This is a genomic window from Fictibacillus sp. NRS-1165 (assembly GCF_050468105.1).
Lineage (GTDB): Bacteria > Bacillota > Bacilli > Bacillales > Fictibacillaceae > Fictibacillus_C > Fictibacillus_C terrinigri.
The window spans coordinates 15,168-27,481 of sequence record NZ_JBDPNU010000043.1 but is presented as its reverse complement, the minus strand read 5'-3'; the positions used below and the strand labels follow the sequence as shown (position 1 = coordinate 27,481).

The following is a 12,314-nucleotide window of genomic DNA, read 5'->3' as shown; positions in this document are numbered from 1 at the left end:
CGAAGGAGTTATTAATCATGGCAGAAAAAACATTTAAAGTAACAAGCGACTCAGGAATTCACGCACGTCCGGCAACAGTACTAGTAAACAAAGCAGGTCAATTCAGCTCTGACATTACTCTTGGCTACAACGGCAAAAACGTAAACCTTAAATCCATCATGGGTGTAATGAGCCTTGGAATTCAAAGCGGATCTGAAATCACAATCAAAGCTGAAGGTTCTGATGCTGATGAAGCATTGGCTGCAATTGAAGATGTCATGAAAAAAGAAGGGCTTGGTGAGTAATGTCTGAAATCATTTCAGGTATTGCTGCATCAGCAGGCATTGCGATTGCTAAAGCATTTATTCTTGAAAATCCTGAATTAGCCATCGAAAAGAAGACGGTTGAAAATACCGGTCTTGAGGTTGAACGATTTTCAGCTGCGGTTGAAAAGGCCAAAGGCGAGCTTCAGGTGATCAAAGAAAATGCATTAAAAGAATTAGGGGAAGACAAGGCAGCGATTTTTGCTGCCCATCTTCTTGTCCTTGAAGATCCAGAGCTAATTGATGCGGTGAAAACCAAAATCCAGAATGAAAATGTAAACGCGGAAAGCGCGATGGATGAGATCTCAGGCATGTTCATCAACATGTTTGAGCAAATGGATAACGAGTACATGAAAGAACGCGCTGCGGATATCCGTGACGTTTCCAAACGGGTGCTTGCTCATTTATTGGGTGTTCAATTCTCTTCTCCTGCCAGCATCTCAGAAGAAGTCGTAATTATTGCGGGAGATTTGACACCATCTGACACAGCTCAGCTTAACCGCAAGTTTGTCCTTGGTTTTGCTACGGATATCGGAGGCAGAACTTCTCATTCAGCGATCATGTCCCGCTCGATGGAAATTCCCGCTGTCGTAGGAACAAAAACCGTAACAGAGAAAATCTCCAGCGGTACGATGCTGATTATTGATGGACTGGATGGCAAGGTCATCATTGATCCATCGAACGAAGAACTCGAGATGTATAAGAAGAAACAAGAGGATTATAAAGCGCAAAAAGCAGAGTGGGCAAAATTGGTGAATGAAAAGACGACAACCGCAGACGGCCACCATGCAGAGCTTGCCGCGAATATCGGTACTCCTCAGGATGTTAAAGGTGTTCTTGAAAACGGAGCGGAAGGGGTAGGACTCTACCGAACCGAGTTCCTTTATATGGGCCGTGACCAGCTGCCTACGGAAGAGGAGCAATTCAAGGCTTATAGAGAAGTTCTTGAAAAAATGGAAGGAAAACCTGTCGTCATCCGTACACTCGATATCGGCGGCGATAAAGAGCTTCCATATCTGGACCTTCCTAAAGAAATGAACCCGTTCCTTGGGTTTAGAGCAATTCGCCTTTGCTTGGAGCAGCAAGATATTTTCAGGACCCAGCTTAGAGCATTGCTGCGTGCAAGTGCTTACGGTAATTTGAAAATCATGTTCCCGATGATTGCAACGTTAGTCGAATTCCGTTCAGCTAAGCAAGTTCTTCTAGAAGAAAAAGAGAAGCTTGTGAATGAAAATGTTTCCGTTTCTGATAACATCGAGATCGGAATCATGGTAGAGATTCCTTCTACTGCTGTTCTTTCTGACCGTTTTGCAAAAGAAGTTGATTTCTTTTCCATCGGTACGAACGACCTTATTCAATACACAATGGCCGCTGACAGGATGAATGAAAGAGTTTCTTACCTTTATCAGCCATATAACCCGGCTATCCTAAGGCTGATCCAAATGGTGATCAAAGCTGCCCATAAAGAAGGCAAATGGGTGGGAATGTGCGGCGAGATGGCTGGAGATCCGATTGCGATCCCAATTCTTTTAGGCCTTGGACTTGATGAGTTCTCCATGAGTGCGACATCGGTCCTTCCTGCGAGAAGCCAGCTTTCCAAACTTTCCAAAACGGAAGCAGAAAAACATGTGGAAACGATCTTAAACATGGATATTGCGGAAGATGTTGTGAAGTTTGTAAACGAAAATTTCTAATGCATAGTAAAGCTGATTTCCTGTTCATTGCCTTAACGCAGTGAACAGGAGTCGGCTTTTCTTCTTATGCCGACTATTGACAAGATTCAAGTTTTATTTTATTCTTTTGAAGGATTTTTTGTGTTAGAGCGGTGTGAATGAAGGATGCTATGAAACAGAGAGGAAATAGGCCTCTTGTTTGGGCATACAACATGAAAAGACACCGATAGAAAGAAGAGGCGAACAAATGGATAAACCAATAGGCGTCATCGACTCAGGTGTAGGCGGTTTAACGGTTGCACGAGAAATCATCAGGCAGCTGCCAAAAGAAGAAATTTATTATTTGGGTGATACTGCACGCTGTCCTTATGGTCCAAGGCCAATGCAGGAAGTAAGGCAGTACACGCTGGAAATGATTGAGTTTCTTCTAAGCAAGGAAATTAAGATGCTTGTTATAGCCTGCAACACGGCGACGGCAGCTATACTGGATGAAGTGAAAAAAAGGCTCAGCATACCGGTCATAGGCGTTATACACCCTGGCGCGAGAACCGCCCTGAAAGTGACGAGAAATCAGCAGATCGGCATTATAGGGACGATCGGTACGGTAAAAAGCGGGGCATATGAAAAGGCTTTAAAGAGCATCAAGGGCGATGTCATGGTTCATAGCCTTGCCTGTCCTCCGTTCGTTCCGCTCGTCGAGAACGGCGAACTGACAGGAGAGGAAACGGCGCATGTGGTACATCAGGTGCTTCAGCCTTTAAAAGAAACACCGATCGATACGCTCATTCTCGGATGTACCCACTATCCGCTGCTGCGCCCGGTCATCCAACAAGTGATGGGTAAGGGAATCAAGCTGATCTGTTCGGGAGCAGAAACAGCCAGAGAGGCTTCCGCGATTCTAGATCACAGCGGGCTGCTGTACACAGGAGAACGAAAGCCGGTCCATGAATTCTTTTCCACTTCAGATAACGGGCATTTCCTTGAAATCGCCAACCTCTGGATGGAACAAAAAGTAGAACAGGTGCACTATATCAAATTAGGGCAAAACCATTGAGTGGTTTTGTCTTATATTTTTTTAGGACAAAACCATTGAGTGGTTTTGTCCTTTTATTTTTTTTCGGAATGGTCTAAACGGCGGGACAGCCCGTATACATAGTAGTACAACCACTTGGGGAGGGAAAAGTATGTACAAAAAAATGAGGGCAGGGGCACCGCTGCTGCTTCTATCAGTGTCACTGCTGATGGCGGGGTGCGGACTGGGGGGAGAAAAAACAGGAAATGAGCTCGATCCCCCGAAAGTGAACTACGTGAAAGATGGCAAGTCCCTTGATAAAGAAACGGCTGCCAAAGAGAGCAAAAACTCTGTGAAGCGACAGCTGTTCTTATTGGACAGCAACGGACTTGTCGTGCCCCAGATGCTGAATCTGCCAAAATCGGGTACAGCTGCAAAACAAGTGTTAGAATACCTTGTGAAAGACGGTCCGGTATCCAATATTCTGCCGAATGGATTCCAGGCTGTGCTCCCGCCGGATACACAGGTGCTCGATGTAGTCGTTGGAAAAGACGGTACGGCAATCGCAAATTTTTCAAAAGAATTCAAGGATTACAGAGGGCAGGATGAGCAAAAGCTCTTGCAGGCGATTACTTTCACGCTTACTCAATTCGATACGATAAAAAATGTAAAAATCCGAATAGATGGCAAGGATCAGAAAGTCATGCCTGTCAATCATACACCGATTGATGAAGGAGTCAGCCGGGCTGACGGCATAAATATTGAAAATGGCGATGTAGTGAACATGAACAGCAGCGATACGGCTACTCTGTATTTCGTAGCGGACAATGGATCCCAGGAATATTATGTTCCCGTGACTCGGAGGATCGCTCAAAATGACAGCGATAAAATTACAGCGGCTGTTCAAGAACTGATTCAAGGGCCAGGAGAACAAAGCCGGCTGCTGAGCGGATTCAGAAACGATGTGCAGCTTCTTGATACGCCTGTCGTTAAAAATGGTGTCGCCACACTTAATTTTAATAAAGCTATCCTGGATAATAAATCGGAAAATACAATTGATGATGCGGTACTGAAATCTATCGTATTATCCTTGACAGAATTAAATGATGTGAAAAAAGTAGCCATTCATGTAAACGGAAGAACAAAACTTAAGTATGAAGACGGAAAGGCGATTACGGCTCCTGTTTCACGTCCATCAATGGTAAACACCGGTGAATTTTAATCCATCAATAACTTGTGGTAGGATAAAAGAGACGGCTCAAGCCTTCTCTTTTTTTATGATGATGAATATGAGCAGCATAACGCAGGAGGTTAATGATGAGGAATGACGGAAGGGCTAACGATGAACTAAGGCCCGTAAAGATCGATAAAGATTACATAAAGCATCCTGAAGGCTCCGTTCTTATCACCGTAGGTGACACTAAAGTAATTTGTACAGCAAGTGTTGAAGACCGAGTCCCTCCATTTCTGAGAGGGCAGGGTAAAGGATGGATAACTGCCGAATATTCAATGCTTCCACGCGCTACAGAACAGCGTACGATCAGGGAGTCCAGCAAGGGGAAAGTTACGGGGCGGACGATGGAGATTCAGCGTCTGATCGGCAGGGCGCTGCGTTCAGTCGTTGATCTGGCCAAAGTGGGAGAGCGGACGGTTTGGGTGGACTGCGATGTTATCCAGGCAGACGGCGGCACAAGAACCGCTTCCATTACCGGATCGTTTGTAGCGATGGTTTTAGCGTTTGGAAAGCTGCTTGAGAATAAAGCGATTAAGCAAATGCCGGTAAAGGATTTTCTCGCGGCCACTTCTGCAGGGATTGATGAAAAAGAAGGAGCCTTGCTCGATTTGAATTATGCTGAAGATTCAACCGCCTCAGTAGACATGAATATTGTGATGACCGGAAACGGAGAATTTGTCGAACTTCAGGGAACAGGTGAAGAAGCCACCTTTTCCTATCAAGAGCTGCAAAAACTTCTAGATCTGGGTACGAGAGGCGTCACTGAATTAATTGGCATTCAGAAGGAAGTGCTTGGTGATCTGACGAAACTAATTAAAGTAAGGCAGGGATAGTCCATGAAGGTACTGATTGCAACGAAAAATGAAGGGAAAGTAAAAGAATTCAAATTCATGTTCGCAGAACTTGGTATGGAAGTAACCTCGCTGCTGGATGTGGAAAACACGCCGGATGTTGAAGAAACGGGAACAACATTTTCTGAAAATGCAAAAATAAAAGCGGAAGAAATCTCGGAGCTATACAACCTTCCTGTAATCGCAGATGATTCAGGTCTTGTGATTGATGCATTGGACGGAAGGCCGGGGGTTTTCTCTGCCCGATATGCGGGAATGGAAAAGGACGATGACAAAAATATAGACAAGGTGCTCGATGAGATGCGAAGTGTGCCGCCGGAGGAACGCAGTGCCCGTTTTGTTTGTGCGCTCGCTGTGGCTAGGCCGGGAAAGGAAACATTGATTGTTGAAGGCTATTGTGAAGGCGAGATTGGCTATAAAAAAGTCGGAAGCAACGGATTTGGTTATGACCCAATCTTCTTCGTAAAGGACACTTCGTCTACAATGGCAGAGCTAACTAAAGAAGAGAAGAATAAAATCAGCCATCGCGCAAACGCCATGGCAAAGCTTAAGGATCAGGTGCATCTGCTGTTTTAGGAGGTTAGCCAACTGTGAAAGTGTTAATTGTCAGTGACAGCCATGGATATAAAAAAGAACTCGAAATGATTAAAGACCGCCATCGCGATGAAGTACAAGCAATGATTCATTGCGGAGATTCTGAACTTACGGCCGACTCTCGTGAATTAAAGGATTTTATCACGGTGCAGGGAAATATGGATTATGCGGCCCCGGACCTTCCTACTGAAGCCATAGAGCTGATTGGGGACACATGCTTTTATGTTACTCACGGCCATTTGTACAATGTAAAAATGTCGCTTGTATCCCTCACCTATAGGGGTGAAGAAACGGGAGCCAGGATTATTTGTTATGGACACTCCCATGCCGCGCACAGTTTTGAAAAGAATGGCCATGTATATATTAACCCCGGGAGCATCAGAATGCCGAGGGAACGCTTTGAGAAAACGTATGCGATCTGCGAGGTTGACGGCAGTTCGGTGACCGTATACTTTCTGGATCTTGAAGGGCAAGAAGTCGAAGACCTTAGAAGAGAATTTCAGTTTTCAAGCTAGAGGATTGCGGGATGTAATGTCTAGCTGCAGTGCCCAAGACTGAAAACCGTATTTCTTGTTTTCAGCGAGTCCTCGGAGGATAAAAAGTAAGATCTTCATCCTTGGTCGCTTCATTTTTACACCTCAACATATAAAGCGTGTTGCTGTGTAAAAGCTCCAGTGCTTGTGGGACTTTAACGGGGCACTTTCGCTTTTCTTATTGATGGGGAGATTTTTCTCCCCAAAACTGTTGACATACTATAAAAGATATAGTATATTTACTTATGTCGCTGATGTTAGCGGCCAAGTTACCTACTTGCGGGTGTAGTTTAGTGGTAAAACAAGAGCCTTCCAAGCTCTGGTCGTGAGTTCGATTCTCATCACCCGCTCCATTTGCTATTTCTCACGTCGCAATGGAAACAAACAGGCAAGACTTTTTTATACTGGAAAAGTCAAAGATTTGATTGATCATATGTTTTCCCCGAGGAAAACAAAACTGTGTGCCCGCAGCGCTCTGCAATCGCATGAAGTTGCATTGCTAAGCGAAAAGGGCTCTAAAATACATATGTCCCAGTAGCTCAGCCGGATAGAGCATACGCCTTCTAAGCGTACGGTCGGGAGTTCGAATCTCTCCTGGGACGCCATCTAACTTACATATGCAGCACCTTTTCAGTACATCGATTAAATGTACTGAAAAGGTGTCTTTTTTTGTGTTCTATTTACGCAGCTTTGCATGCGGGCTGTCCTTATTTTGTAAGCGCTTTAAAAATGTTTACAATTTCGGCGTTTGTCCTTGTTTTCTTTGATAAACAAAGAATGTAAGCGGATACAAAAAAACTGAATAAACAGAAAAATTTAATTTTTTAAAAAAAGGTGGTTGACCTAGAACGAAAAGGGGCGTAACATAATCAGCAATTATCAGGTTACTATTTAAATATTCGAACAATTCACAAAGAAGAAAAGGAGGATCACGATGCAAGAACAATGGGTTTATGTAGACGGCGAATTTGTCTTAAAAGAAGACGCCAAAGTCTCTGTGTACGACCATGGATTTTTATACGGAGATGGGGTGTTTGAAGGCATTCGAGTCTACAATGGAAATGTTTATCGGATCGATGAACATCTAAAGCGTCTGTTTGAATCAGCTCAATCCATCATGTTAACCATTCCGCACACGAAAGAGGAGCTAACAAAAATTATTGTCGAGACGCTCCAGAAAAACCAGTATCGTGATGCCTACATTCGTTTAGTCATATCAAGAGGCAGAGGGAATTTAGGCTTGGATCCCTTTAGCTGTGCGAAGCCTGGAGTCATAGTCATTGCAGAGCAGCTGGCCCTCTTCCCTAAAAAACTTTATGAAACTGGAATTGAAATTGTAACCGTAGCGAGCCGCCGGAACCGGGCAGATGTTCTCAGCCCTAAAGTGAAGTCACTGAATTATTTGAACAACATTCTGGTGAAGATCGAAGCCAATCTGGCCGGGGTGAGCGAGGCGCTCATGCTGAACGATCAAGGCTATGTGGCAGAGGGTTCGGCGGACAACGTATTCATTGTAAAAGGAAACAGCATTAAGACACCTCCTGGTTACCTGGGAGCGCTTGAGGGAATTACACGAAACGCCATTCTTGAGATTGCTTCAGAGCTTGGCTACCGCGTAAGCGAAGAGCCATTTACAAGACATGATGTTTATGTGGCTGATGAAGTGTTTCTCACAGGAACCGCAGCCGAAGTCATCGCAGTTATAAAAGTGGATGGCCGGGTAATCGGTGAAGGGGTTCCGGGAAAACACACGAACACCTTGCTTCAAATGTTCAGACAAAGAGTTGTTGAAGAGGGAGTCAAAGTTTATCCGGCTTCCAGTACCGTTCAGGCGGGATAATTAATTCGTAACAGGAGTTGTGGTTTATGCGCAGTAACATGATAAAAAAAGGAATCGACCGTGCGCCGCATCGAAGCTTGCTGCATGCTGCCGGTGTCAAAGAAGAAGATATGAACAAACCGTTCATCGGGGTCTGTAACTCGTATGTCGATATTATCCCCGGGCATATGCACCTCAATAAAGTGGGTGAAAAAGTAAAGCAAGCGATTCGGGAAGCAGGCGGTGTTCCGTTCGAGTTTAATACCATCGGAGTGGATGATGGGATCGCCATGGGCCACATCGGGATGCGCTATTCGCTTCCGAGCCGTGAAATTATCGCGGATTCAGCAGAAACCGTCATTAATGCCCACTGGTTCGACGGAGTCTTCTTTATTCCGAACTGTGACAAGATAACGCCAGGGATGCTGATGGCGGCAGTCAGAACGAATGTGCCGGCCGTATTTGTATCAGGCGGACCGATGGAGGCGGGAAAATCTTCCGAAGGAAAATCGCTCTCGCTCGTATCCGTATTCGAAGGAGTCGGGTCCCATCTTTCCGGTAAGATGTCGAGGGAAGAACTGCTGGAACTTGAAACAAGCGCCTGTCCGACCTGCGGTTCCTGTTCTGGGATGTTTACGGCAAACAGCATGAACTCCATTATGGAAATGCTCGGAATCACGCTTCCAGGAAACGGAACCCTGGTTGCCACTTCGAAAGAGCGGGATAAGCTTTATAAAGACGCTGCCTCCTGTTTGATGGAACTCGTTGAACGCGACATCAGGCCGAGAGACATTATTACAAAAGAAGCCATCGATGACGCTTTCGCATTGGATATGGCCATGGGAGGATCAACGAATACGGTTCTCCACATGCTGGCCATCGCAAATGAGGCGGGAATCGAATATGATTTGAAACGAATTAATGAGGTTGCTGAGAGAGTCCCGTATTTATCGAAGATCAGTCCCGCATCCGATTATACGATGCAGGATGTCCATGAAGCGGGTGGAGTCAGCGCCATCATCAAACAGCTATGCGGTATAGACGGCGCAGTTCATAGAGACCGGATCACTATAACAGGTGACACTCTTTATGAAAATATACAAGATGCCTCCATAACAAACAGCGATGTCATCCGTTATCCAGACAACGCCTACAGCCCTGTAGGAGGACTTTCCATCCTTTATGGAAATCTTGCTCCGGATGGATGTGTGATCAAGGTGGGCGGGGTCGACCCTTCAATAAAATATTTTGAAGGAGAAGCCATCGTTTTTGAATCACAGGATGAGGCGTTAGAGGGCATCAACAGCGGAAAGGTAAAAGAAGGCCACGTTGTAGTCATCCGCTATGAAGGACCGAAAGGCGGACCGGGGATGCCGGAAATGCTTTCACCTACCTCCGCCATTGCAGGAATGGGACTAAGCACCAAGGTCGCTTTAATAACTGACGGAAGATTTTCTGGAGCTTCCAGAGGCATATCCATTGGGCACATTTCACCTGAAGCAGCTGAAGGAGGACCCATTGCATTCCTGGAGAACGGAGACCGCATATTCATTGATCTGACGAAAAGAACAATCAATCTTATGGTGAGCACAGAAGAACTTGAAAAAAGAAAAGCGGACTGGAAACAGCCTGAACCAAAAATTAAGCAAGGCTATCTTGCCCGTTACTCCAAGCTTGTCACTTCTGCCAATACTGGCGGAGTTCTAAAGATTTAACCATCTAAAAAAGGAAAATAGAGCTAAATCGATGAAGGGGAAGAATGATAACAGAGTATTCACAGAGAGCCGGAAGCGCTGAGAGCCGGTAATACTCTTATCAGGACCTCACCCCTGAGTGCCTGTCCGAACGCTGTAAGCCAGTAGGGCAGGCCGAGTTAACCCGGAAAAGGTGTTAACTTGTTATCAAACCGGGCGAATCAATTCGTCCATGAGGCGGCTTGCAGCACAGCCGCGAAGAAGGGTGGTACCGTGAAAAGAAGCCTTTTCACCCCTTTGGCAGCAGAACACTGTCATTTTGGGTGAAAAGGTTTTTTATTTTGATTTTATAAAGGGAGGAATCAGGAATGAAAGCCAGCTGGGTGGCTGATGAAGAAAAAAGTAAAGTTCAAATGATGTCAGGGGCAGACATGCTGATGGAAGCACTCGAGAAAGAAGGGGTAGAGGTATTGTTCGGATATCCCGGAGGTGCTGTTCTTCCCATCTACGATGCATTGTACAAGAAAAAGATCAGACATATTCTAACCCGCCATGAGCAAGGAGCTATTCATGCGGCTCAAGGATTTGCCAGGGTTACCGGTAAAGCAGGAGTTGTGATTGCCACTTCGGGACCGGGGGCAACCAATCTAGTAACCGGGATAGCTGATGCGATGATTGATTCACTCCCTCTTGTCATATTTACCGGTCAAGTGGCAACAACCGTCATTGGAACGGACGCCTTCCAGGAAGCAGATATTGTCGGTGTGACGATGCCGATCACCAAACACAATTACCAGGTAAGAAGAGTGGAAGACCTCCCCGGAATCATTCAGGAAGCCTTTCATATCGCCCAGTCAGGAAGGCCTGGTCCGGTTCTGGTGGATATTCCCAAAGATATCTCAACGGCTTTGGGAGCGTACGCTGCGCCGAAGCACGTTTCGCTGCCGGGATATCAGCCAACAGTTATGCCGAATCTGCTTCAGGTGAAACGTCTAGCAGACGCCATTGCGACAGCGAAAAAGCCAGTCATTCTTGCAGGTGCAGGCGTACTGTTTGCGGGTGCAGAGAAAGAGATCCTGTCCTTGGCTGAACAGCACCGGATCCCTGTTGCGAATACGTTGCTCGGGTTAGGAAGCTTCCCGTCCGATCATCCACTCTTCCTTGGGATGGCCGGAATGCATGGGACCTATGCCGCCAATATTGCGTTGTACGAATGCGATCTTCTCATTGGAATTGGAGCGCGGTTTGATGACCGGCTGACTGGTGATCTTAACCATTTCGCCCAAAAGGCAGCAGTAGCTCATATCGATATTGACCCGGCGGAGATCGGCAAAAATGTAGAAACATTGATTCCGATCGTAGGATGCGCCAAACATACCGTATCTGCCCTGCTCCGCGAAAGCACTTCTTCAGGGGATACGGCGGAATGGGTCTATCATCTATCCGAGCTGAAAAGCAGCTACCCGCTCTGGTATAAAAAAGATGATAAAACATTAAAGCCTCAGCGGCTCCTTGAAATCATCCATGAAGAAACAAAAGGAGAAGCTATTGTGACGACCGATGTTGGACAGCATCAGATGTGGACCGCGCAATATTACGGTTTTTCAAAACCAAATCGCTGGGTAACATCCGGAGGTTTGGGAACGATGGGATTCGGGTTCCCAGCCGCGATTGGCGCTAAAATTGGCAATCCGGAACTTCCCGTTGTAGCCGTAACAGGGGATGGCGGTTTTCAAATGACACTTCAAGAGCTGTCTGTCCTTCAGGAATTAAAGCTTCCGGTCATCATTGTTATCGTCAATAACCAATCACTCGGAATGGTAAGGCAGTGGCAGGAAATCTTTTACGAGGAACGATATTCCCAGTCTTTGATTCCAGTCCAGCCTGATTTCGTGAAGCTTGCAGCTGCTTATGGAATTGATGGGGCGGTTGCGGGAACTGAAGAAGAAGCCCGCCAGGAATTTGCAAGGGCGCTGGCATCCAACTCACCTTTCTTGCTCGACTGCAGGGTGACATCGGATGAGAACGTCTATCCGATGATCGCACCCGGGAAAGGAATTCATCAAATGATCGGGGTGAAACCATGAGGCGCATTATTACAGCAACCGTTTTAAACCAGAGCGGTGTACTCAACAGGCTGACCGGACTGCTGACCAAAAGGCAATTTAACATTGAGAGTATTACTGTAGGACATTCCGATGATCCCGGTATATCAAAGATCACCATTGTTGTACAGGTGGAGGATGACAGGAAACTCGAACAGCTGCTTAAACAGCTCCATAAGCAGATTGATGTGCTGAAGGTGAAGGACCTGACAGACATGGCTCTTGTGGCAAGGGAACTGGCTTTGATCAAAGTCCTGACCACACCGGATACGAGAAGTGAGATTAAGGTCATCATTGAACCTTTCAGGGCGTCGATCATCGATGTCAGCCTTGAGAATGTGACCATTGAGGTAACCGGGGACAACGATAAAGTAGAGGCATTGATCGAGCTGCTGAGGCCTTACGGGATCAAGGAGATCTCAAGGACCGGACTGACGGCAATGCCGCGCGGAACACAGAGGACTGTGTATAACCTGAACCAGTTTTCAATCATTTAA

11 protein-coding genes and 2 tRNA genes are annotated in these 12,314 nt (G+C 46.1%); all 13 read left to right on the top strand.

What is annotated here, in order from left to right; translation table 11 throughout:
* Window positions 1-17 precede the first annotated feature (17 nt).
* Window positions 18-284, top strand: coding sequence for a phosphocarrier protein HPr (locus ABHN01_RS18135; RefSeq protein ID WP_429876683.1), 267 nt, complete (start codon window positions 18-20; stop codon window positions 282-284).
* Entirely contained in the window at window positions 284-1,996 is a 1,713-nt protein-coding gene (ptsP, locus tag ABHN01_RS18130; protein ID WP_429876682.1) for a phosphoenolpyruvate--protein phosphotransferase, read from the top strand. The genes ABHN01_RS18135 and ptsP overlap by 1 nt, the downstream gene beginning before the upstream one ends.
* A 226-nt stretch (window positions 1,997-2,222) precedes the next feature.
* A complete protein-coding gene (racE, locus tag ABHN01_RS18125; RefSeq protein ID WP_429876681.1) occupies window positions 2,223-3,029 on the top strand; it encodes a glutamate racemase in 807 nt (268 codons plus the stop codon).
* A 130-nt stretch (window positions 3,030-3,159) separates the two neighbouring features.
* Window positions 3,160-4,209 carry a GerMN domain-containing protein gene (locus ABHN01_RS18120; RefSeq protein ID WP_429876680.1) on the top strand — a complete coding sequence of 350 codons (1,050 nt, stop codon included), beginning with the start codon at window positions 3,160-3,162 and terminating at the stop codon, window positions 4,207-4,209.
* A 95-nt stretch (window positions 4,210-4,304) separates the two neighbouring features.
* Window positions 4,305-5,054 carry a ribonuclease PH gene (rph, locus tag ABHN01_RS18115; RefSeq protein ID WP_429876679.1) on the top strand — a complete coding sequence of 250 codons (750 nt, stop codon included), beginning with the start codon at window positions 4,305-4,307 and terminating at the stop codon, window positions 5,052-5,054.
* 3 nt (window positions 5,055-5,057) lie between these two features.
* Window positions 5,058-5,648: an XTP/dITP diphosphatase gene (locus ABHN01_RS18110; protein ID WP_429876678.1), complete on the top strand. Its 591-nt coding sequence runs from the start codon at window positions 5,058-5,060 to the stop codon at window positions 5,646-5,648.
* 14 nt (window positions 5,649-5,662) lie between these two features.
* The gene (locus tag ABHN01_RS18105) at window positions 5,663-6,181 is read left to right on the top strand and encodes a metallophosphoesterase family protein (RefSeq protein ID WP_429876677.1); all 519 of its coding nucleotides are present in this window, start codon (window positions 5,663-5,665) and stop codon (window positions 6,179-6,181) included.
* A gap of 297 nt (window positions 6,182-6,478) precedes the next feature.
* A tRNA-Gly gene (locus tag ABHN01_RS18100) sits at window positions 6,479-6,552 on the top strand.
* 175 nt (window positions 6,553-6,727) lie between these two features.
* Window positions 6,728-6,804, top strand: a tRNA-Arg gene (locus ABHN01_RS18095).
* Between the two features lie 329 nt (window positions 6,805-7,133).
* Window positions 7,134-8,039: a branched-chain-amino-acid transaminase gene (gene ilvE, locus ABHN01_RS18090; protein ID WP_290398790.1), complete on the top strand. Its 906-nt coding sequence runs from the start codon at window positions 7,134-7,136 to the stop codon at window positions 8,037-8,039.
* Between the two features lie 26 nt (window positions 8,040-8,065).
* Window positions 8,066-9,733 (top strand): dihydroxy-acid dehydratase, encoded by a 1,668-nt coding sequence (gene ilvD, locus ABHN01_RS18085; protein WP_429876676.1) that lies wholly within the window; start codon window positions 8,066-8,068, stop codon window positions 9,731-9,733.
* 347 nt (window positions 9,734-10,080) lie between these two features.
* Window positions 10,081-11,799, top strand: coding sequence for an acetolactate synthase large subunit (ilvB, locus tag ABHN01_RS18080; protein WP_429876675.1), 1,719 nt, complete (start codon window positions 10,081-10,083; stop codon window positions 11,797-11,799).
* Entirely contained in the window at window positions 11,796-12,314 is a 519-nt protein-coding gene (gene ilvN, locus ABHN01_RS18075) for an acetolactate synthase small subunit (RefSeq protein WP_290398793.1), read from the top strand. Before ilvB ends, ilvN begins: the two co-directional genes overlap by 4 nt.

Excerpts from the sequence above, each read along its gene's own strand:
- ABHN01_RS18135 (WP_429876683.1), top strand. The coding sequence starts at position 18 with ATGGCAGAAAAAACATTTAAAGTAACAAGCGACTCAGGAATTCACGCA.
- ptsP (WP_429876682.1), top strand. The coding sequence starts at position 284 with ATGTCTGAAATCATTTCAGGTATTGCTGCATCAGCAGGCATTGCGATT.
- racE (WP_429876681.1), top strand. The coding sequence starts at position 2,223 with ATGGATAAACCAATAGGCGTCATCGACTCAGGTGTAGGCGGTTTAACG.
- ABHN01_RS18120 (WP_429876680.1), top strand. The coding sequence starts at position 3,160 with ATGTACAAAAAAATGAGGGCAGGGGCACCGCTGCTGCTTCTATCAGTG.
- rph (WP_429876679.1), top strand. The coding sequence starts at position 4,305 with ATGAGGAATGACGGAAGGGCTAACGATGAACTAAGGCCCGTAAAGATC.
- ABHN01_RS18110 (WP_429876678.1), top strand. The coding sequence starts at position 5,058 with ATGAAGGTACTGATTGCAACGAAAAATGAAGGGAAAGTAAAAGAATTC.
- ilvE (WP_290398790.1), top strand. The coding sequence starts at position 7,134 with ATGCAAGAACAATGGGTTTATGTAGACGGCGAATTTGTCTTAAAAGAA.
- ilvD (WP_429876676.1), top strand. The coding sequence starts at position 8,066 with ATGCGCAGTAACATGATAAAAAAAGGAATCGACCGTGCGCCGCATCGA.
- ilvB (WP_429876675.1), top strand. The coding sequence starts at position 10,081 with ATGAAAGCCAGCTGGGTGGCTGATGAAGAAAAAAGTAAAGTTCAAATG.
- ilvN (WP_290398793.1), top strand. The coding sequence starts at position 11,796 with ATGAGGCGCATTATTACAGCAACCGTTTTAAACCAGAGCGGTGTACTC.